At 62.7% G+C, this 21106-nt stretch carries 15 protein-coding genes; 9 read left to right on the top strand and 6 right to left on the bottom strand.

Annotation, left to right across the window (positions count from 1 at the left end):
- Positions 1-54 precede the first annotated feature (54 nt).
- On the bottom strand, positions 55-1491 hold the full coding sequence (locus tag NKJ04_RS30405; protein WP_027035719.1) for a glutamine synthetase family protein: 1437 nt from the start codon (positions 1489-1491) through the stop codon (positions 55-57).
- Between the two features lie 163 nt (positions 1492-1654).
- On the opposite strand from NKJ04_RS30405, the gene NKJ04_RS30400 reads away from it, so the two are divergent.
- Positions 1655-2368 carry an HAD family hydrolase gene (locus NKJ04_RS30400; protein WP_023809182.1) on the top strand — a complete coding sequence of 238 codons (714 nt, stop codon included), beginning with the start codon at positions 1655-1657 and terminating at the stop codon, positions 2366-2368.
- Between the two features lie 67 nt (positions 2369-2435).
- Here NKJ04_RS30400 and NKJ04_RS30395 read toward each other — a convergent pair whose 3' ends face one another.
- The 3 genes from NKJ04_RS30395 to aceA all read right to left on the bottom strand — a co-directional run bounded on the left by NKJ04_RS30395 (position 2436) and on the right by aceA (position 4710).
- A complete protein-coding gene (locus NKJ04_RS30395; protein ID WP_023809181.1) occupies positions 2436-2888 on the bottom strand; it encodes an ANTAR domain-containing protein in 453 nt (150 codons plus the stop codon).
- A gap of 230 nt (positions 2889-3118) precedes the next feature.
- Positions 3119-3361: an SMc00767 family acetate metabolism repressor gene (locus NKJ04_RS30390; protein ID WP_006202762.1), complete on the bottom strand. Its 243-nt coding sequence runs from the start codon at positions 3359-3361 to the stop codon at positions 3119-3121.
- 59 nt (positions 3362-3420) lie between these two features.
- The gene (gene aceA, locus NKJ04_RS30385) at positions 3421-4710 is read right to left on the bottom strand and encodes an isocitrate lyase (RefSeq protein WP_023809180.1); all 1290 of its coding nucleotides are present in this window, start codon (positions 4708-4710) and stop codon (positions 3421-3423) included.
- Positions 4711-4934: 224 nt separating this feature from the next.
- Between aceA and NKJ04_RS30380 the strand changes: the two genes are divergently transcribed.
- The 6 genes from NKJ04_RS30380 to NKJ04_RS30355 all read left to right on the top strand — a co-directional run bounded on the left by NKJ04_RS30380 (position 4935) and on the right by NKJ04_RS30355 (position 11937).
- Positions 4935-6377, top strand: a complete 1443-nt coding sequence (locus NKJ04_RS30380) for a helix-turn-helix domain-containing protein (RefSeq protein WP_352679285.1) — start codon at positions 4935-4937, stop codon at positions 6375-6377.
- Between the two features lie 149 nt (positions 6378-6526).
- Entirely contained in the window at positions 6527-7477 is a 951-nt protein-coding gene (locus NKJ04_RS30375) for a DMT family transporter (RefSeq protein ID WP_352679282.1), read from the top strand.
- A 334-nt stretch (positions 7478-7811) separates the two neighbouring features.
- A complete protein-coding gene (locus NKJ04_RS30370; protein WP_352679279.1) occupies positions 7812-8909 on the top strand; it encodes a polyamine ABC transporter substrate-binding protein in 1098 nt (365 codons plus the stop codon).
- A gap of 82 nt (positions 8910-8991) precedes the next feature.
- Positions 8992-10131 carry an ABC transporter ATP-binding protein gene (locus NKJ04_RS30365; protein WP_013530249.1) on the top strand — a complete coding sequence of 380 codons (1140 nt, stop codon included), beginning with the start codon at positions 8992-8994 and terminating at the stop codon, positions 10129-10131.
- A gap of 8 nt (positions 10132-10139) precedes the next feature.
- On the top strand, positions 10140-11114 hold the full coding sequence (locus tag NKJ04_RS30360) for an ABC transporter permease subunit (RefSeq protein ID WP_023809176.1): 975 nt from the start codon (positions 10140-10142) through the stop codon (positions 11112-11114).
- 4 nt (positions 11115-11118) lie between these two features.
- Entirely contained in the window at positions 11119-11937 is an 819-nt protein-coding gene (locus NKJ04_RS30355) for an ABC transporter permease (protein ID WP_013530251.1), read from the top strand.
- Positions 11938-11960: 23 nt separating this feature from the next.
- On the opposite strand, the gene NKJ04_RS30350 is transcribed toward NKJ04_RS30355, so the two are convergent.
- On the bottom strand, positions 11961-13814 hold the full coding sequence (locus tag NKJ04_RS30350) for an AsmA family protein (protein WP_352679275.1): 1854 nt from the start codon (positions 13812-13814) through the stop codon (positions 11961-11963).
- A gap of 290 nt (positions 13815-14104) precedes the next feature.
- Here NKJ04_RS30350 and NKJ04_RS30345 point away from each other — a divergent pair, with 290 nt between their 5' ends.
- Positions 14105-16063, top strand: a complete 1959-nt coding sequence (locus NKJ04_RS30345) for an acetoacetate--CoA ligase (protein ID WP_352679272.1) — start codon at positions 14105-14107, stop codon at positions 16061-16063.
- A gap of 268 nt (positions 16064-16331) precedes the next feature.
- On the opposite strand, the gene NKJ04_RS30340 is transcribed toward NKJ04_RS30345, so the two are convergent.
- Positions 16332-20111 carry a PAS domain S-box protein gene (locus NKJ04_RS30340; protein WP_352679269.1) on the bottom strand — a complete coding sequence of 1260 codons (3780 nt, stop codon included), beginning with the start codon at positions 20109-20111 and terminating at the stop codon, positions 16332-16334.
- 247 nt (positions 20112-20358) lie between these two features.
- Between NKJ04_RS30340 and NKJ04_RS30335 the strand changes: the two genes are divergently transcribed.
- A complete protein-coding gene (locus tag NKJ04_RS30335; protein ID WP_013530255.1) occupies positions 20359-20817 on the top strand; it encodes a phasin in 459 nt (152 codons plus the stop codon).
- Positions 20818-21106 lie beyond the last annotated feature (289 nt).

Raw genomic sequence — 21106 nt, 5'->3', positions numbered from 1 at the left:
AATCCCCTACTCCCCTACTCCCCTACTCCCCTACTCCCCTACTCCCCTACTCCCCTAAACATTCAGCAACAGATACTCCCGCTCCCACGGGCTGATCACTTCCATGAAGGTCTCGAACTCCGCCCGTTTGATCGCCGCATAGGTGGCGGCGAAGGACTTGCCCAGATGCGCGCAGAGTTCCTCGTCGCCCTCGAACAGGTCGACGGCTTCGAGCAGGCCGCGCGGCAGGTCGATCTCGTCGGCATTGGCCGTTGTGAGGACGGGGGGCTCGGCCTTGATCTTGTTGGTGATGCCGATCAGCCCACAGGCAAGCGATGCCGCAAGCGCTAGATAGGGGTTGGCATCGGAGGACGGGATGCGGTTTTCGACGCGCCGAGCCGCCGGATCCGAACGTGGCACGCGAAATGCCGTGGTGCGGTTGTCATAGCCCCATTTGTTGTTGACCGGCGCCGACGCCGCCTGTGTCAGCCGGCGGTAGGAATTGACGTAGGGCGCGAACATCACCAGCGCGTTCGGCACATGCTTCTGCATGCCGCCGATAAAGTGGAAAAAATCGTCGGTTTCCGAGCCGTCAGCGGCCGAAAAGATGTTCTGTCCGGTCTTCTTGTCGATGATCGACTGATGGATGTGCATGGCGGAGCCGGGTTGCCCCTGGATCGGCTTGGCCATGAAGGTGGCGTAGATCTCGTGCTTCAGCGCCGCCTCGCGAATGGTGCGCTTGAACATGAACACCTGATCGGCCAGCTCGATCGGGTCGCCATGGCGCAGATTGATCTCCAGCTGCCCGGCACCTTCCTCGTGGATCAGCGTATCGATCTCCAGGCCCTGGCTTTCGGAGAAATGGTAGATGTCGTCGATCAGTTCGTCGAATTCGTTGACACCGGCGATCGAATAGCCGGCGCCGCCGCCGATTGCGCGTCCAGAACGGCCGACCGGCGGCGTCAGCGGATAGTCCGGATCGGGATTCTTGCGCACCAGGTAGAACTCGATCTCGGGCGCCACCACCGGCTTCAGGCCGAGCTTGTCATAGGCAGCCACCACACGCTTCAACACGTTGCGCGGCGTGAACTCGACCGAGCGTCCGTCCTGGTGGACGAGATCGCAGATGACCGCGGCCGTCGGGTCTTCTTCCCAGGGCACCACCGTCAGCGTCGACAGGTCGGGCATCAGTTTAAGGTCGCCGTCGTCTTCCGGATAATGGAAGCCATTGCCATCCTCGGGGTAGCCGCCGGAGATCGTCGTCATGAAGACAGCCGAAGGCAGTGCCAGCGAGGTGTTGGAGGTGAATTTCTTCGATGGCATCATCTTGCCACGCGCAACGCCTGCCTGATCGGGCGTGATGCACTCGATGTCCTCGATGCCGCGCCACTCCAGCCAGGCGCTGACTTCCTTCCAGTTCTTGACGCCCCGTTGATTTTTCACGAAGGCAGGCGTGCGGGCGCGTCCTCCGCGGCTCGACGGACGGACTTCCTTTTTTGCAGGCGGCATCATTCACCAGATTGGGTTGCGGATTGTGGAGTATAGCCGTGCCCCCCTGTGGAAGGGAAGGGGAGCCGCGTCGGGCATTGGCCGGCGCGGTTGAAAATCACGCCAATCGGCTTAGTCTCGACCGTCCCAATTCCAATCGAGGCCCAAATCTTAATCGAGAAATTGAATGCGGCCCAACGGCAAACTGACGACGATCGGCTTCGACGCCGACGACACGCTGTGGCAGAACGAGCAGTTCTTCCGGCTGACGGAAAAGCGCTTTGCCGCCATGCTCGTCGACCATGGCGAAGCCGAGCATATCTCGGCACGATTGCTGGAGGCCGAAAGGCGCAACCTCGCCGTCTATGGCTTCGGCATCAAGGGATTTACCCTGTCGATGATCGAGACGGCGATCGAGGTCACGCAAGGCCGCGTACCGGCCTCGGTCATAGCAGAGATTCTCGATGCCGGCCGCGAAATGCTGAGTCATCCGATCGAGGCCTTGCCGCACGCCCGCGAGACGGTCGAAAAGCTTGCCGGCGCATTCCGGCTTGTGCTGATCACCAAGGGCGACCTCTTCGATCAGGAGCGCAAGCTGGCTGGCTCTGGCCTTGGCGATCTGTTCGACGCGGTCGAGATCGTCAGCGACAAGAATGCCGCCACCTATAGGAGGATCTTCAGCCGCCACGGCGATGGTGCCGCGAAAAGCATGATGGTCGGCAACTCGCTGAAGTCGGATGTGGTGCCGGCCATCGAGGCCGGCGGCTGGGGTGTCCATGTGCCGCACGAACTGACTTGGGTGCTGGAGCATGTCGAAGCGCCGGTAACCGAATCGAGGTTCCGCCAGATATCCGATCTCGGACAACTGCCCGGATTGATCGAAAGCATCATCGATCCGTGATTGCCGGGCCTTACCTAATTTGCTCAATTCCGGACGGAAAACCGTTACACACTTTCCCGCAATTAGCTTAGCGGCCGATGAGACGATCGATCACCGGTTGCAACCGTTCGGGCGTGATCGGCTTGGCGACCACCACGTCGATGATACCAGACAGGCCCAGACTTTCCGTCGCGCCATTCTTGGTTGACAGCAGGATTACCGGTGGCAGCGATTTGCCCGAGGCGCGGCGCAACGCGGCGATGCTGGACATCAGGTTCTCGCAGTCCTTGTTGTCGGCGCCGCCGTCAAGGACAACCACACCGGGAATGAGGGACCGCAAGATCCTTGCCGCCGTGTCGGGAGATTCCGAAATCGGCTTGAGCCCGGATCGCTCGACGATCTTTGAAATCACCACGCGATTGATTGGCGATTTCCCGACGACAAGCACCTGCGACGGATCACGGATCGCCTCGGCGCTCGAGTCACGGGTCGCCAGATTCGGATGTCTTGGAGTCTCGCCTTCGCGGTTCACCGGGCACACAAGTCGGCCAAGAAGCTCGCCCCTATTTCAATGCAGAGTTGAATCCGGAGCGCAATTGGCGTGAGATCGGAGCCTATGTCAAGTTGAAATAAAAGTACCCTAAATCATCGCCGGGAGCAGTGAATTTCAAGCAACGCTACTGTACTCAACTGTCCACACGTGAGCTTGATGAAAAGAAAATTCACCTGCGCAGAGGCTGCGCAGGTGAAGGGTCGGTTGCATGGATTCGGTCAGCCGTGGCTCTGCTGCGTGACGATGACCGGGATCAGCAGATCGCCCCAGTTGCCGTCGCCGCCGTGATGTCGTGCCGAGCGCACGAGCTCGACCGAGACGCCCGCCTCGACCGCCTTCATCACCGACTGGTTGAGGCGGTGCAGGTCGTTGGCCAGCATGCGGATCGTCGCCTGCTGGTCGACGCTCATCGTCGTCGACTGTTCCTCGGCGCGTTCCTTGACGCGGCTTATCGATGCCATTGGTCTTCTCCTTGTGTTCCAAGCCCTGTTGGGCGTTCCCTCTGTATTTCTGCGGTCCGCTATTCCGCGGCTGGTTTGAACTGCGCGTGCTCGGTCGATTCATGCATGGCGGTGGTCGACGACTTGCCGCCGGTGATCGCCATAGACACGGCGTCGAAATAGCCGGTGCCGACCTCGCGCTGGTGCTTGGTCGCGGTGTAGCCATTGGCCTCGGCCGCGAACTCCGCTTCCTGCAACTCGGAATAGGCCGCCATCTGCCGTGCCTTGTAGCCGCGCGCCAGCTCGAACATGCCATAGTTGAGCTGGTGGAAGCCGGCGAGCGTGATGAACTGGAACTTGTAGCCCATGGCGCCGAGCTCCTTCTGGAATCTGGCGATCGTCGCGTCGTCGAGGTTCTTCTTCCAGTTGAACGAGGGCGAGCAATTGTAGGCGAGCAGCTTGTCGGGATGATGCTTGCGCACGCCCTCAGCGAATCTCCTGGCCTGTGCCAGGTCGGGTTTCGAGGTCTCGCACCAGATCAGATCCGCGTAAGGCGCATAGGCGATGGCGCGGGCGATGCAGGGCTCGATGCCGTTCCTGACATGGTAGAAACCTTCCACCGTGCGCCCGGCGTCGTAGTCGACGAAAGGCTGGTCGCGTTCGTCGATGTCGGAGGTGAGCAGCTTGGCGGCTTCCGCATCGGTGCGCGCGACGACCAGGGTCGGCGTGCCCATCACGTCCGCCGCCAGGCGCGCGGCATTGAGGTTGCGGATGTGCGCCGCGGTCGGGATCAGCACCTTGCCGCCGAGATGGCCGCATTTCTTTTCCGACGCAAGCTGATCCTCATAGTGGACGCCGGCGGCGCCCGCCTCGATGAAGGCCTTCATGATTTCGAAGGCGTTGAGCGGTCCGCCGAAACCCGCCTCCGCGTCGGCGACGATTGGCGCGAACCATGTCTCGACCGAAAGCCCGTTGCCTTCGGACGTTTCGATCTGGTCCGCTCGCTGCAGCGTCCGGTTGATGCGCTTGACGAGTTCGGGCGCTGCATTGGCCGGATAGAGCGACTGGTCCGGATACATCGCGCCAGCCGTGTTGGCGTCGGCGGCAACCTGCCAGCCCGACAGGTAGATCGCTTTCAGCCCGGCGCGCACCTGCTGCATCGCCTGATTGCCGGACATGGCGCCGAGCGCGTTGACGAAGTCCTCCTCATGGATGAGCTTCCACAGCCGGTTGGCACCCATTTCGGCGAGGCTCTGACGGATCTGCACCGAACCGCGCAGACGCTTCACATCAGCCGCGGAATAGGGCCGTTCGATACCGTCGAAACGACCTTCCGGGGCCGATGGGACGAGGTTGTAAAAATCAGTCATTGGTCACTCCGAGGAATTGCTGAACTGTGTCAAGGCGTCAAGCATTGGGGGTCTTGGGGTATGACTGGATTTACATTTCTGTGCGAGATCAGCCACAGAAATCTAGAAAACTGAGGAGATATAAGAGAAAACCTGTGTTGTGTTTGACAGCGGCGCGTTGTAATTTGTCATTCTTGTAAAGGGGCAGAGCCCAAAAAATTCGTGTAAATGCTGTAAGGACAGTCGTGGCTGACCAGAAGATCTTCGCCGGGCCGCGCATCCGCCGCATCCGCAACGCCAAGGGCCTGACCCAGACGGCGATGGCCGAGGGTCTTGGCATTTCGCCGTCCTATCTCAATCTGATCGAGCGCAACCAGCGGCCGCTGACGGTGCAGCTGATCCTCAGACTGGCCTCCGTCTACAAGGTCGATCCACACGAGCTGCAGGGCGAGGCGAGGGGGTCTGTCGCTGCCTTGAAGGAAGTGTTCACCGATCCTCTGCTGGTCGGCGAGTTGCCGGGTGATCAGGAACTGATCGAGCTTGCCGAGGCCGCGCCCAACGCGTCCGCGGCGGTGATAAAACTGTTCCGCGCCTATCGTGAGCAGGCCGAACGCCTGTCCGATCTCAACGAGCTTTTGGCGCGCGAGGGTCGGGCGACGGCGCTTTCCGGCGCCCGCCTGCCGATCGACGAGGTGCACGAGATTTTCGAGCGCCGGCCGAACCATTTCGCTGCCCTCGAGGAGGAGGCCGCGGCGTTCACCTCGGTGCTCGATCCCGGCGACGATCTGTTCGGCGCGCTGAAGGCCTGGCTGAAGCGCGAATATGGCATCGTCGTCAAGGTGCTGCCGGTCGCCACCATGCCGAACTGGCGCCGCCGTTATGATCGTCATTCGCAGCGCCTGTTCCTGTCCGAACGCCTGTCGCCGTTCGACCAGTTGCGCGAAGTCGCGATGGAGGCCTGCCTGATCCGCATGACGGTCGCGGTCGCCGGCGAGATCCAGGCGCTCAAGCTGAGCACCGACGAGGCGCGCCGCCTGGCCCGCTTCGAACTTGGCCGTTATGCGGCGCATGCGCTGATGATGCCCTATCAGGCCTTTCATGCGGCTGCCGTGCGCGCCCGCTACGACATCGATGTCCTGCGTTCGCGCTTCGGGGTCTCCTTCGAACAGGCAGCCAACCGGCTGACCATGCTGCAGCGGCAGGGTGTCTCCGGCGTGCCGTTCTTCATGCTGGAGGTCGACAATGCAGGCAACCGCTTCCGCAAGGCCGGCAGCCAGGGGTTTCCACAAAGCCGCTTTGGCGGCGGCTGTCCCAAGCTGCCCGTGCATGTTGCCTTCACCCAACCCGGCCAGGTCTTCGTCGAGGCGGTGGAAATGCCCGACGGCGCCGAGTTCCTGTGCATCGCCCGCACGCTGGAAGGGCCGCAAGGCGCATTCTCGGAACGCCCGCGCCGCACCGCGCTGCTGCTCGGTTGCGACATCGGCTTTCGTGACGAAATCGTCTATGGAGCGGCATTGCCCGGGGCGGCAATCACCGCAAAGGCCGGCACCGTCGCGGCGACGCCGGTCGGGCCTGCCTGCCGGCTTTGCGAGCGCGTCGGCTGCCTCGCGCGCGCCGAGCCGCCGGTGACGCGCCCGCTCGGCCTTGACGAGATGGTGACGGGCCTGAGTGCTTTCGATTTCCAGTAACGCCGTGTTCCTCTGAAATGGGCAAGGTGCCACAATTGTCGCCGGCCGCTGGCTCAGTTCCGGCCTGCGCCTTTGCGTTACGCGAACAGAGCATCTTTTTGTCGCCCCTTGCGCATCGTTCCGTCCACAAAAGCCCGACAGTCGCGCTCATGATCGATACCGCATCGCCGATCGTCCCATCGCCAGCCGTCTCGCCGCGCGAGGAACGCGTCGGCATGCTTTTGGTCTTCCTGTCGGCGCTGATGTGGAGTTTCGGCGGCACCATCGCCCGCTTCATCACTGTCGGTGACAGCTGGACGGTCATTTTCTGGCGCTCCGTCTGGGCAGCCGCCTTCCTGGTCGGCTTCATGGTCTGGCGCGACGGCTGGCGTGGCACGCTGAAGCTGTTCCGCGACATGGGTCTGCCCGGCCTTGCCGTCGGGATCTGCTTTGCCACCGCATCGACCGCCTTCGTCGTGGCGCTGGCCTACACCACCGTCGCCAACATCCTGTTGATGCAGGCAGGCGTGCCGCTTCTGGCGGCGCTGTTTGCCTGGGCATTGTTCCGCGAAAGGGTTGGTGCCGCGACCTGGGTGGCGATTGCCGCCGTCATTGCCGGCGTCGCCATCATGGTGTCGGAATCGCTGGATGGCGCCGTCTCGCCCATAGGCGATGGGCTGGCGCTGTTGATCGCGGTCATGTTCTCGGTCGCCACCGTCATCACCCGGCGGTTTTCCGGCGTGCGCATGACGCCAGCGACGTGCCTCGGCACCATGCTCGCGGCCGGCTTTGCCGTCTCGCAGGCATCGACCTTCGCCGTGTCGGTCAGCGACATGGGCTTTCTGTTTGCCTTCGGCGTGGTCAATCTCGGCCTCGGCCTCGCCTTCTTCGCCACCGGAGCGCGGCTGATACCGGCGGCCATCGCGGCGCTGCTCGGCACGTTCGAACCGATCCTCGGTCCGATATGGGTCTGGCTCATCCATTCCGAGGTGCCGTCGGGGCGCACCATCATTGGCGGTGCGGTGGTTGTCACGGCGCTGCTCGTCCATATCGGGCTCGAATTCAAGCGCCAGGCACGGCCCGAACGCGCCGGGGTCACCGGGGTGCCGTCGCCTAATTGAAGCGGCCTGCAGCTTTGCCATTGACAACGTCGCTGCAGCACGGGCAGGCTGGGAATACGGCAACAACAAGACAGGCGTATCTTGCCAAGTCTCCCAGCCGGTCCGATCGAGACCGGACAATATCGTCGTATCTCTGCCCGCGCCACGGCGAAAGCCTATGACGGTATGCCTCCCAGCCCGCCTCAGGGGCATCGAGCCATCTCATCGAACCGCCTGCATGGTCTCGGCAGTTCGCGCTTGTCGCCCCTTGGAAAGCTCAATAGTCTGAAGAAAATGCCGGTCGCGCTGATATCGCGACGAGCCGGTGAAGGAACACTCATCAAAGGAGAATAGCATGATCCGCAAAGCGCTCTGGCTTTCGGCTACCTCGGCATTCCTGACACTTGTCACCGTCGGCGGTCACGCCGCGGATCGTGTCGTCAACGTCTTCAACTGGTCGGACTACATCGACAGTTCGATCATCGACGATTTCACCAAGGAAACCGGCATCAAGGTCGTCTATGACACCTTCGATTCCAACGAAATCCTGGAAACCAAGCTGCTTGCCGGCGGCAGCGGCTACGACGTCGTCGTGCCCAGCGGCAACTTCCTCGCGCGCCAGATCCAGGCCGGCGTGTTCCAGAAGCTCGACAAGTCGAAACTGCCCAACATTTCCAACATGTGGGATACGGTTACCGAGCGCACCGCCAAGTACGACCCCGGCAACGAATACTCGGTCAACTACATGTGGGGCACGGTTGGCATCGGCTACAACATCAAGAAGGTGCAGGCGGCACTCGGCACCGACAAGATCGACAGCTGGGATGTCTTCTTCAATCCCGACAGCCTGGCGAAATTGAAGGACTGCGGCGTCTACGTGCTGGACTCGCCGGCAGACATCATCCCGGCGGCGTTGAAATATCTCGACCTCGACCCGAACAGCACGTCACCCGATGATATCGCCAAGGCCGAGGAGACCTTGCTCAAGGTCCGGCCTTACATCAGGAAGTTCCACTCCTCCGAATACATCAACGCGCTTGCCAACGGCGATATCTGCCTGGCGGTCGGCTGGTCGGGTGACGTGTTCCAGGCCCGCAACCGCGCGGTCGAGGCCAAGCAGGGCGTCGAAATCGGCTATTCCGTGCCGAAGGAGGGCGCGCAGATGTGGTTCGACCAGATGGCGATCCCTGCCGACGCGCCGCATGTCGCGGAGGCGCTCGAGTTCATCAACTACATGATGAAGCCGGAAGTTATCGCCAAGTCGTCGAACTACGTGCTCTACGCAAACGGCAACAAGGCCTCGCAGCAATTCGTCGACAAGGCACTGTTGGAGGATCCTTCGGTTTATCCCGATGCCGAGACCATAAAGAAGCTCTACACCGTCTCGCCATACGATCCCAAGACCCAGCGCGTCATCACGCGCACCTGGACCAAGATCGTCACTGGCCAGTAAGCAATCCGACACGGTCCCGGCAGCCACCTGCCGGGACCGTTTCTACCTGGGGTAAGAAGCAAGAATCAGGACGGAGTGGGACATGAAATCGCTTGGCAGCATCCGCAGGGATTTTGCACCGTGGAACGACCCGAATGCCAAGCCGTACATCCAGTTCGACAACGTCACCAAGAAGTTCGGTGACTTCACCGCCGTCAACAATCTGTCGCTGACCATCTTCGAGCGCGAGTTCTTCGCCCTGCTCGGCGCCTCTGGTTGTGGAAAATCGACGCTGCTCAGGATGCTCGCCGGCTTCGAGGAGCCGACAGCCGGCCGCATCCTGCTCGATGGCCAGGATCTGCGCGGCATCCCGCCCTACCGGCGGCCGGTCAACATGATGTTCCAGTCCTACGCGCTGTTCCCGCACATGACGGTCGAGAACAACATCGCCTTCGGCCTCAAGCAGGACGGCATGCCGAAGCCCGAGATCGCGTCGCGCGTTGCCGAGATGCTGAAGTTGGTCAAGCTCGAGCAGTTCGCCAAGCGCAAGCCGCATCAGCTGTCCGGCGGCCAGCGCCAGCGCGTCGCGCTCGCCCGTTCGGTCGCCAAACGGCCGAAAGTGCTGCTGCTCGACGAGCCGCTTGGCGCTCTCGACAAGAAGCTGCGCGAGGAGACGCAGTTCGAACTGATGGACCTGCAGCAGAACCTCGGCCTCACCTTCGTCGTCGTCACCCACGACCAGGAAGAGGCGATGACCATGGCCGATCGCATCGCCATCATCGACAAGGGCGAGGTGATGCAGGTGGCAACGCCGGCCGAAGTCTACGAGGCGCCGGGGTCCCGCTTCGTCGCCGGCTTCGTCGGCAATGTGAACATGTTCGAGGGCAAGATCGCGCGTGGCGAGGCCGGCAGCGCCAGCATCGATGCCGGCAACGGCATCACCATCCGCACCGACAATGCCGGCACCGCCGGCGCCGGGACGGCCGTCACCTTCGCCATCAGGCCCGAAAAGATCAAGGTGTCGTCGAAGAAACCGGCCGAGGCGGTCAACGCCATCGAGGGCGAGGTCTACGACATCGCCTATCTCGGCGACATGACCGTCTATCATGTCAGGCTGGACGACGGCCAGGTGGTGCGCGCCAGCACCATGAACGCGGCCCGCATCACCGAGGATCCGTTGAGCTGGAACGACCGCGCCTGGGTTTCCTTCCGGCCCGACGCCGGCGTCGTGCTGACGCGGTAGGGGCGACCATGTCGAGCGCCGCCGTCACCACCGCATCAGCCTCTCCGACGACCAATGCCGGCAAATCCATCCTCGCCAGGCTGGGTGCTGCCTTCGTTGGCCGACTGGTCATCATCATCCCTTATGTCTGGCTGCTGTTCTTCTTCCTCATTCCGTTCGTCATCGTCTTCAAGATCTCGCTGTCGCAGACGGCGATCGCCATTCCGCCCTATACGCCGGCGCTCGATTTCAGCGGCGGAGTTTCCGGGTTCCTCGCCCAGCTGAAACAACTCAGCCTCGACAACTACGCCTGGCTGACGCAGGACGCGCTCTACTTCAACGCCTATGTGACCAGCGTAATCATCGCCGCGGTCTCGACGGTCCTGACACTGCTCGTCGGCTATCCCATCGCCTACGGCATGGCGCGCGCGCCGGCGACGATCCGCCCGACCTTGCTGATGCTGGTGATCCTGCCGTTCTGGACCTCGTTCCTGATCCGCGTCTACGCCTGGATCGGCATTCTCAAGCCCGAAGGGCTGCTCAATCAGCTGCTGCTCGCCACCGGCGTCATCCACCAGCCGCTGATCATCCTCAACACCTATACGGCGATCTTCATCGGCATCGTCTATTCCTACCTGCCGTTCATGGTGCTGCCGCTCTATTCCGCGCTTGAGAAGATGGACTATTCGCTGATCGAGGCAGCCAAGGATCTCGGCTGTCCGCCGACCAGCGCGTTCTGGAAGATCACCTTCCCGCTATCGCTGCCCGGCGTCATCGCGGGCTGTCTGCTGGTGTTCATTCCGGCCGTCGGCGAGTTCGTCATTCCCGATCTGCTCGGCGGATCGCAGACGCTGATGATCGGCAAGACGTTGTGGAACGAGTTCTTCGCCAATCGCGACTGGCCGGTATCGTCGGCCGTCGCCGTCATCCTGCTGTTGCTGCTGATCGTGCCGATCATGCTCTTCCAGCGGGCCCAGGCGCGCGCTCAGGAAATGGACAGGTGACCTCATGAACGCCACCTGGAGCCGCTTCAACATCACCTCGATCGTGCTTGGATTTGCCTTTCTCTATCTGCCGATCGTGCTGCTCATCGTCTTCTCGTTCAACGAATCGAAACTGGTCACGGTCTGGGGCGGTTTCTCGACCAAATGGTACGTCTCGCTGTTCCACAACCAAGGCCTCATGGACGCGACCTGGGTGACGGCGCGTGTTGGCCTGATCTCGGCCACGGTTGCGACGGTGCTGGGCACCCTGGCGGCACTCACCTTGACCCGCTACACGCGCTTCAAGGGCAGGGTGCTATTCTCCGGCATGGTCTTTGCGCCGCTGGTCATGCCGGAAGTCATCACCGGCCTGTCGCTGCTGCTGCTCTTTGTCGCCGTCGGGCTCGACCGCGGCTTCCTCACCGTGACGCTCGCCCACATCACGCTGACCATGTGCTTCGTCGCCGTGGTCGTGCAGTCGCGCCTCATGACCTTCGACCGCTCGCTGGAAGAAGCCGCGATGGATCTTGGCGCAACGCCGGTGAAGACCTTCTTCCAGATCACATTGCCGGTTATCATGCCGGCGATCGTCTCCGGCTGGATGCTGGCTTTCACCCTTTCGCTCGACGATCTGGTCATCGCCAGCTTCACCTCCGGGCCGGGCGCGACGACGCTGCCGATGAAGATTTACAGCCAGGTTCGCCTCGGCGTGACGCCGGAAATCAACGCCGCCTGTACCATTCTGATCGCCGTCGTGGCGATTGGCGTCATCATCGCCTCGCTTGCCAACAAACGGCGTGAGGTGCAGCGCCAGCTCGACGAGCAGGCCGCGCAGCGCGGGTGAAAGATAGGAGGCGCGGTGGCGGCCTATTCCCCCGAAACGCCGCGGCTGATCGGGGAAATGAACGGCGTGCTCCATGTCCCGCCGACGAAGAACGACGACTGGTTGGGACCTTGCTGGCCGTTGGCCTGCGTTGCCGCCTGCTCAGGCTGAATGACGCCGCCGGACAAGGCCAGTCCGCGCCCGGCGTAGGACGCGATGCCGGACAGCCAGATCTTGTACTTCGCTGAATTGGCCTCGGCCTTGTCGATCCGCGCCACGCCCTTCGAAATGGTGGCCTTGATCTCGGCGCCGTCGATCGGCAATGTTCCGTCAGAGACATCGTCGAGCGCGAAGAAGCCGCCCTGTTCGGTATGTTTGAGGAAGGCCGGCAGGTTGAGCTTGCTCAACGCACCCGGCCCGAAGGTCGCCGAGACCGAGCCGTCGGCATTGTCGAAGATGGAATCCCAGGTTCTGCCCGGCCCCTTGAGGATCACCGAGACGGTGCCCGTGCCGACTGGCACCAGCCGCGTCATCCCTGCCGCCGTACCGAAAGCACCGCCGTCGATGTCGGACGCCAGAAGGCGGATTTCGACCTGCGAGCCTTCCGGCTTGCGATCGAAGCGAAGGCTGGTCTGGATGTTGCCGCCGAAGGCCGAGGCATCGGAGATGTCGAAGACGGACAGACCATCCTTGACCTGGGCGGTGGCGGCGACGTCGGCGAGCTGGATCGGCCCCGCCGTGGCGTGCGCCGCCGACAGCCTGAGATCGAGATTGATCTTGTCGGCGAAACTTGTGTCGATTTCGCCGGGCCCCGCCCCTCCGGTCGGCACCAGCGGGGTGAAGGCTGACAGAAACGATCTGAGGTCGAGCGTGTCGAAGGCGAGCGTGCCGGAGATTACCGGTTGTGCTTCACCAAGCGAGAGGTCCAGTGCACCCATCCCCGGATTGTTGTCGAGCGCAATCGCCGTGTTGTCGAACTTGACGCGCCCGCCGGTCGCGGTGATCTTGCTCGAAATGCTGACCGAGCCGATCGCCGCACCCGGAGCGATGCCGGCCTGCGACCATTCCAGGACACGCCGCAGCGAGGGTGCCGAGAACTTCGCCTGACCGTCGAAATAGGTATTTTCAGACATGCTGGCCGTGCCGTCGAACGAGAAGGTGGCGGGTGCCGCCTTGAAGGACAGCGTCAGCGGCGCCGTGCCGCCGGCAAACAGCACAAGCGGTCTGGCCGAGGCGACGTCCAGCGCGACGCTTTCGCCCCGCCAGATCCCTGTTGCCGACAGCGTCGCATTGCTGTTCATCGCCGCCCAATTCGCCTGACCGTTCAAACTGCTCAGGATCTCGACGTCCTTGCCGCCGATGGAGGCGACCATACGGCCGTCGCGAAACTCGACCGTGCCGAAGGTGTCGGTAGGCAGCTTGCCGAGGTCCGGCTTGGCGGGGTCGGCATTGACCACGCCGCGCGCCGTGTCGATGGAACGCGTGATGCGCCCGCCGGTGGGGACAGCGGGCAGGAAAAGGCCGGCAGGCGTGCGCTGAACCCGGATCGTCGGCCGCACCAGCCGCGCCGTCGAAAACACCACGTCGCCGCGCAGCGCCGCCATGGCGGAAAGGTCGACCTCGACCCGTTCTGCCTCGACCACAGGCGGCGCCTCGGTGTCGGTCCATTGTGAAAGCGTCACATCGGTCAGGATTGCCCGGAATGTCGGCCAGACCTCGATGCGCGGCGAACCGTCGATGGCGACCCGGAAGCCGCTCCACGCGCTCATTTCCCAAGCGATGCGGTCGCGCACGATACGGGTGGAGGCGATCAGCGGCAGGGCGGCAACAACCAGCGCGATGACGATCACGGCAGCGCCGATCGCCCATATTCCGCGCCGGATCATAGATGATGGCATATGGCCCCGTATGCTTCCATTCCGACAAATCGCCCGACGGGTGTAACCCAGTCGTCACCACGACTTCCAGTCGTCACCACGACCCCCAGTCGTCACTACGACTGCAGTCGTGACCACACTTCCGGCCGCCACCACGACTTCAAGTTGTCACTACGACTTAGGGCTGAGGCATTTCAAGTCTTTATGGCCCGGCGATGGCATTTGCGCACATCTGGTCGCATCAGCCGAACAAAATCTTGCTCTGCTGCGCTGCGATATGCATAAGCGATGGCGACCGTGGAGGAACGATCATGGCTGCCGGACAACCGCTCTGGACCCCGACGCAAGACCAGATTGACGCAGCACCCTTGACCGCCTTCACCAAGGCCGCCGGAGTGAAAGCCGACGTAGCGTTTTCCTCGTATTCGCAGCTTCACGCCTGGTCGGTCGAGGACCGTGAAGGGTTCTGGAGCCTGATCTGGGATTTCTGCGGCATCGTCGGCGACAAGGGCGATAACCTGCTCGTCGACGGCGACAAGATGCCCGGCGCTTCTTTCTTTCCCGATGCGACACTGAATTTCGCCGAGAATCTGCTGAAGAAGACCGGCTCAGGCGACGCAATCGTGTTTCGCGGCGAAGACAAGGTCGAGCGCCGGCTGTCCTGGAACGAGTTGCACGCGCTGACCTCGCGGCTGCAGCAGCTTTTCCTGTCGCTCAAGGTGAAGAAGGGCGACCGCATTGCCGCCATGATGCCCAACATGCCGGAGACCGTCGCCGCCATGCTGGCCGCCGCCTCGATCGGTGCCGTCTGGTCGTCCTGCTCTCCCGATTTCGGCGAGCAGGGCGTACTCGACAGGTTCGGCCAGATCGAGCCCGTCGTCTTCATCGCGCCGGATGGCTATTGGTACAATGGCAAGGCGATCGAAGTCGCCGACAAGATCGCCGCGGTCGCGGCCAAGCTCGGCACTGTCCGCAAGATCCTGGTCGTCGACTATCTCGGCACATCGAGCGATGTCGCCGGGACCATCGACAAGGCGGTAGCGCTGGAAGAGGCGCTGTCGCCCTTCGCCGGCAAGCCTGTCACTTTTGAGCCGCTGCCGTTTTCGCATCCGCTCTACATCCTGTTTTCGTCGGGAACGACCGGCATTCCCAAATGCATCGTCCATTCGGCCGGCGGCACGCTGATCCAGCATGTCAAGGAACACCAGCTGCATGCCGGTCTCACCGACGGCGACCGCTTCTTCTACTTCACCACCTGCGGCTGGATGATGTGGAACTGGCTGGTGTCGGGGCTCGCTTCGGGTGCCACGCTGCTGCTCTATGACGGTTCGCCATTCTATCCCGACGGCAATGTGCTGTTCGATTTCGCCGATGCCGAGAAGATGACCTTTTTCGGCACCTCGGCCAAATTCATCGATTCCGTGCGCAAGGCCGGTCTCAAGCCGATCCGCACGCATGATCTGGCCACTGTGCGGGCAATCTCCTCCACCGGCTCGCCGCTGTCGCCGGAAGATTTCCGCTTCGTCTATGACGGCATCAAGAAGGACGTGCATCTGGCCTCGGTCTCCGGCGGCACCGACATCGTCTCCTGCTTCGTGCTCGGCGTGCCGACGCAGCCGGTCTGGACCGGCGAGATCCAGGGACCCGGCCTCGGCCTGGCAGTCGATGTCTGGGACGACGACGGTAGGCCGGTCCGGCAGGAAAAGGGTGAGCTGGTCTGCGCAAAAGCCTTTCCGGCGATGCCGATCGGCTTCTGGAACGACCCCGATGGCAAGAAGTACCGGGCGGCCTATTTTGAACGCTTCGACAATGTCTGGTGTCATGGCGATTTCGCCGAATGGACCGAGCATGGCGGCCTCATCATCCATGGCCGCTCCGACGCCACGCTCAACCCGGGCGGGGTGAGGATCGGCACGGCGGAGATCTACAATCAGGTCGAGCAGATGCCTGAGATCCTGGAAGCACTGTGCATCGGACAGGACTTCGACAACGACGTGCGCGTCGTACTGTTCGTGCGCCTGTCCGCCGGCGTGCAGCTCGACGAGAATCTGGAAAAACGCATCCGCGCCAAGATCCGCAGTGGCGCCAGTCCCCGCCATGTCCCGGCCAGGATCGTTGCCGTGTCGGATATTCCCCGCACCAAGTCGGGTAAGATCACCGAACTCGCGGTGCGCGATGTCGTGCATGGCCGCGCCATCAAGAACAAGGAGGCACTCGCCAATCCAGAGGCGCTCGAGCTGTTCAAGAACCTGCCTCAGCTGGCCGAGTAATTGGCAGCCGGCATGGTTAACGAAATATCTCGCTAGAATTTACCTAGATTTCATGAGTGGTACACATTCGTAAATTTTCCGGCGCCCCGGTAAGGAGTTGTTAAGGTCCGGCGTCGATAGTCGCACGTAACTTGAGGGAGAAATCCCGTTCCTCAGCCCCGAGGATCCGAATTCGCTCAAGCCCCCGTTGTGACAGCAATCCCATCTCTTAAGGCGTCCTTTGGGCGCCTTTTCTTTTTATCGGGACCGAACCGCGGAGAGGGCTGACCTATTCCGCGAGCACACGGGTCGACGGAAAAGCCACCTCGACCAGGGTGCCTTCGCCCGGTGTCGAATTGATGGTGAACCGGGCACGGTTGGCTTCCACCATCGCTTTGGTCAACGGCAGTCCAAGCCCGGTCCCGTCGCCGCGTCCGCGCTTCAGGGCGTTGATCTGCTTGAACGGCTTCAGCGCCTGCTCGATCTCGGCATGGCTCATGCCGATGCCGGTGTCGCGCACCCGCATGACGACGTCGCCCGACGTCTCATAGGCGGTCGAGACGATCACCTGGCCGCCGGCCTGGGTGTAGCGGATGGCATTCGACAGGATGTTGAGCGCGATCTGGCGCACGCTGCGCAGGTCGGCCACCACTTCCGGCAGCCGCGAAGCGAAGCTGGAGCGGATGATGACCCGTTCACGGTTGGCCTGCGGCTGCATCATCGCCACCGTTTCGGCCAGCGTGTCGTTGAGCGACACCGCCTCATAGGCCATCTCCTGCTGGCCAGCCTCGATCTTGGAGATGTCGAGCAGGTCGTTGACCAGGTCGAGCACATGATTGCCCGAGCGGTTGATATCGCGCAGATAGTCGCGGTAGCGGTCGTTGGCGACAGGTCCGAATTTCTCGTCGACCATCAATTCCGAAAAACCGATGATGGCATTGAGCGGGGTGCGGATCTCGTGGCTGATGCGGGCCAGAAAATCGGTCTTCTGCGAGGACGCGCGCTCGGCCACCGCACGTGCCTGCGTCAAGTCCTCTTCGGCCCGCTTCCACTGCGTGATGTCGCGAACGACGGCGCAGAAGCCGCTGTCGTTGGGCAGCCGGCCGATGGTCATGAACAGCGGAATGAAGCGTCCTTGCGATTCGCGCCCGATCACCTCGCGGCCGTCGTTCATGACACTCGCCACGCCGGGCTCGGACAGCCCATTGAGATAGTCGCGTGCCGCGCGCTGGCTTTCAATCGCAAACAGCGAGGCGAACGGCTTGCCGGTCACATCGTCGCTGTCGAAGCCGAACAGCGCTTCAGCCGGCCGGCTGATCGATCGGATGGTGCCGTCACGGCCGATCAGCACGACGCCGTCGGTGGCGGTGTCGATAATGGTGCGCATCTCGGCGATGCGCACCTTGAGCTCGGAAATGTCCGGCTGCGTCTGCTCGTCGCCAACGACATGCAGGCTCGCCGGCGCATCATCCTCGCCGGAGCGTCGCACGACCAGCATCAGCGCCTTGCCGTCGCGCCAGGGAACCGAGCGCAAAATGGCCTCGATCGGGAATTCCTGTCCGTCACGTGTTTTCAACCGCAGCGCGCGATCGGTGCCGTCGGAAACGCCGTCATCGGCATAGGGGTCGGCAAACAACGCGCCGAGGCCGCCCGCATCCGCCAGATCGTCAAGCGCCTCGTAGCCGGTCAGGCTGAGGAATTCCTCATTCGCATAATGCAACTGGTCCCCGGAATGGATGAGCAGCGGCACGGGGAGCTTGCCGAGCAGCGACGTGTCCGGAGCCTTGTGTTCATCTCCGGCGGAAAACGCCGACGGCACGAACCCTTCGGCCTTGAGCGGCGGAACCTGCAGGCGAGGGCGCTCGACGCGTATTTCCGCCGCGTCGCCGCCTGCATCGACGGTTTCCTCGGCAACCGCCTGCTCGTCGGGCGGCGCGGCTTCCTCGTCGGGCTGCGCCCAATCCTCACTGTCTTCGGCATCGCGAAAATCTGCTGACGTCATGCTGTCGTCATCGAGGCCATCATGTGTCGCGTCAGTGGCTTCAGGCTTTTCGCCGGGCGAAACGGCAGCGGTGTTCTCTGGTTCCGCCGCCACGGAGCCACGTTCGTCATCTTGGCCGGCATAGTCGAGCAACGAGCCCGTCACATTCATCCCAGGGGGGGCTTCACGAGCCGCTTCGTCCGCGTGACCGTCAAGCCGTACCAGATCCCGCTCGTCTTCGGCATCGACATCGGGTGGCTCGACCGGTTCGTTCTCTGGCCCTGACGCAGGGATGACGCCGCTGTGCATCGGGTCGTCGGACGGCTTGACCGGAGCCTCGGCCTCCGCTGTCGACGCCTCCGCAGTCTCAGCCTCAGGCGGCTCGACCGGAGCACTATCCTTCTTCAGCCGCTCGCCGATTTCGCGGAACGCGCTGCGTTCCAGGGTCGACAGACCCTTGTCATTGGCTGGCTGGCGGTGTTCGGCGAGCCGGATCACCTTGTCGGCAAAGCGCCGCTCCTGTTTCGGCACGATAGTCAACGCCGGCACCTCGCCCTTGAACGGATCCGATGCCTGCGTGTCCTCGGCCTTGGGCTCCTCAGCGTTCGGCTGTTCGGGTGCGGGTTGGATGGCTTGTGGTTCCGGCGTTGCCGGCGCCTGGCTATTGGGCACCAGCGCCATGCCGATGGCCTCCGGATCGACGACCGCGTCGCTGGCGCGGGCGACGCCGAAGCCGCGGAAACCCTCGAAGGCGCGGCTGCGGCCATAGACAGGCAGCGCCGCCAGGTCGACCGGTATCTTCAGGTCGGTGCCGACGACCGGCCACAGCACGGAGCGCCCGGACCAGGTATCGCGCCGTTCGAGAAGCCCCGATATCTCGCCGGAGGGGTCGAGGCCGAATGTAGCGGCGACATCCCTGAAGCGGCGGCCGATCACGTCGGCCGCCGGCTTGCCGACGATGTGGGCGAAATACGGCGACAGCGCGCTGAACTTGCCTTCGGCATCGGTGCGCCAGACGAAACGCACCGGCGCCGCGGCGCGGTCCATCGCCGAGACGGTCGTCGGCGTGGCCGCGGAAGTGGACTGGATTTCCAGGGCCGCCGGTTCGGCCGGAGCTTCAGGTCCGGGCGCGGCGGGTCGCGGCGCCTGTTGCCCTCCGTCCTCGCCGGCGTTGAAGTACCAATGGTCGTGCTGCGCCGGCGTGCGCTCCAATGCCGGCTGATCGCTATTGGCCGCTGTCGGCGTCTGTACGGTCGCGTCGGCGATCGCATGCGGCCGCGATCCGGCGACGTCCTCGGTCGGCAACGCGGCGCCTGGTTCGTCGGTCGGTGTCTGGCGACCCTGTTCCGGCTGGGAAGCCGCATCGCCAGCAGGTGCCCCCTCGGCAATGGTTTGTGTAGGATGTTCGCCCGCGGGGGCGGTGTCGTCGAGCTGGTCCTCGTCGATCACCACCAGCAGATGCCGCTCCTCGGTTAATCTTGCCAGCCCAGCCGGATAGGAGGCCGTGCCGCCGGGGACAAGGCGCTTGACGATGCGGTCGCTCTCGGCTGCGACGTCCGCAACCAGTGCCGCCAGCGTCTCCGGCAGGATGCCAAGCGCCGAAAATCCCTCCGAGGCCGCCTCGACGTTGCCCCGGGCATCGACAAAGGCGATGAAATGACCATCCTCGGTGAAGCCGCTAATGGCGCGCGCGGCGATTTCGCCGGCACTGCGCGAGCCCGTCTGAGCCGCCGGCACTGCCAGCATGATAGCCTTTTCGGCGTCCGGCATGGTCACCGCACTGGCCAGGAAGCCGACGGCGCGGCTGGTCATTCCGGTCGCCAGCCGCACCATGATGGCGCGGTCACTGCCAATCTCGGGAAATCCGCTGGTCGCCATGATCTGGCGCCTGGCGATCACGGGCAACTGCGCCGAGGCGCCGATGATCGCCTCGATGTCGGGATAACCGAACATCGCGGCTCCTGGCCCGTTGGCCCAGATCACCTGCTCCAGATCCGCCGACAGGATCGCGATCGCGTCGCCTGCCGCAAAGCGCTGGCGGACCGCGTCGAGCACGGCGACATCGAGGAAGGAATATTCGGACGGCATGCGCTTGGCGGACCTCACGGAGCGGCGATTTTGCAGTTAACGCTTTGTTAATAAAAGCCGGAGGCGCGAAGGTCCACAAGCCAGAACGTGCAAAGGCTGGAATCTGGGCTCTTGGTTAACGGCCCAAAGAAATTTATGGTGCACTGCAACAAAGATATTGCAATGCACAAAATTTGCCTTTATATTGCCATCATACATGAACGAGACGGCTTTCTGTCAAAGCCGCTGCCGCTGAAAAGGATGGAAAATGTCCAGGACCAAGACCGCCGAGACGATCGAAAACGTTGAATTCCCGAGCTTCGACGCTTCCAAGGCCACCGACCAGATCCGCGCTTTCGCCGAAAAGGGCGTTGAGCAGTCGAAAGAGGCCTACGCCAAGCTGAAGACCGGCGCCGAGGAGACCCAGAAGGCTCTGGAGTCGACCTACGAGACCGCCAAGACCGTTTCCAACGACCTGTCGCTCAAGACCATCTCCGCTTTGCGTGCCAATGCCGAGGCCGGTTTTTCCCACCTCGAGGCCCTGATCGGCGCCAAGTCGCTGTCGGAAGTCGTCGAGCTGCAGACCGCCTTCCTGCGCAAGCGCGTCGAATCGACCGTCGAGCAGGCCAAGGACTTCCAGGCCGTTGCCTCCAAGGCGGCCGAGGACGTCTCCAAGCCGATCAAGACCGCCTTCGAGAAGGCGATGAAGGAAATCAAGGTTGCCTAACATTTGCGCATGATCGGAAGATGCAACAAAAGGTCGCATTTTCTTAAAAACGATCAGGTGTATGATGGCAGCCATCAAGGAATACCCGGTGAGTGGAACCTCCTCCCTCTGTTCCCCGGGGTGACCAGCCAGCACCTCCTCCCGCTGGCTCGTAACAGGAAAAGGCCGGCACCTCCTCCCGCCGGCCTTTTCTTTGTCCGGCGCCTGGTCCTTCTTGCCAGGCAAATGCCGCGTCGATGTGGGGAAGTGACCTTTGCTTTCCAAAAGCCTTGAATTAGAATCCATAAGC

Origin of the sequence: Mesorhizobium sp. M0618 (genome assembly GCF_040320765.1) — a bacterium.
Taxonomy (GTDB): domain Bacteria; phylum Pseudomonadota; class Alphaproteobacteria; order Rhizobiales; family Rhizobiaceae; genus Mesorhizobium.
This window is presented reverse-complemented; position numbering and strand designations above follow the sequence as displayed.

Coding starts and splice junctions, on each gene's coding strand:
- NKJ04_RS30405 (WP_027035719.1), bottom strand. CDS start 1,491: ATGATGCCGCCTGCAAAAAAGGAAGTCCGTCCGTCGAGCCGCGGAGGA.
- NKJ04_RS30400 (WP_023809182.1), top strand. CDS start 1,655: ATGCGGCCCAACGGCAAACTGACGACGATCGGCTTCGACGCCGACGAC.
- NKJ04_RS30390 (WP_006202762.1), bottom strand. CDS start 3,361: ATGGCATCGATAAGCCGCGTCAAGGAACGCGCCGAGGAACAGTCGACG.
- aceA (WP_023809180.1), bottom strand. CDS start 4,710: ATGACTGATTTTTACAACCTCGTCCCATCGGCCCCGGAAGGTCGTTTC.
- NKJ04_RS30375 (WP_352679282.1), top strand. CDS start 6,527: ATGATCGATACCGCATCGCCGATCGTCCCATCGCCAGCCGTCTCGCCG.
- NKJ04_RS30370 (WP_352679279.1), top strand. CDS start 7,812: ATGATCCGCAAAGCGCTCTGGCTTTCGGCTACCTCGGCATTCCTGACA.
- NKJ04_RS30365 (WP_013530249.1), top strand. CDS start 8,992: ATGAAATCGCTTGGCAGCATCCGCAGGGATTTTGCACCGTGGAACGAC.
- NKJ04_RS30360 (WP_023809176.1), top strand. CDS start 10,140: ATGTCGAGCGCCGCCGTCACCACCGCATCAGCCTCTCCGACGACCAAT.
- NKJ04_RS30355 (WP_013530251.1), top strand. CDS start 11,119: ATGAACGCCACCTGGAGCCGCTTCAACATCACCTCGATCGTGCTTGGA.
- NKJ04_RS30350 (WP_352679275.1), bottom strand. CDS start 13,814: ATGCCATCATCTATGATCCGGCGCGGAATATGGGCGATCGGCGCTGCC.
- NKJ04_RS30345 (WP_352679272.1), top strand. CDS start 14,105: ATGGCTGCCGGACAACCGCTCTGGACCCCGACGCAAGACCAGATTGAC.
- NKJ04_RS30340 (WP_352679269.1), bottom strand. CDS start 20,111: ATGCCGTCCGAATATTCCTTCCTCGATGTCGCCGTGCTCGACGCGGTC.
- NKJ04_RS30335 (WP_013530255.1), top strand. CDS start 20,359: ATGTCCAGGACCAAGACCGCCGAGACGATCGAAAACGTTGAATTCCCG.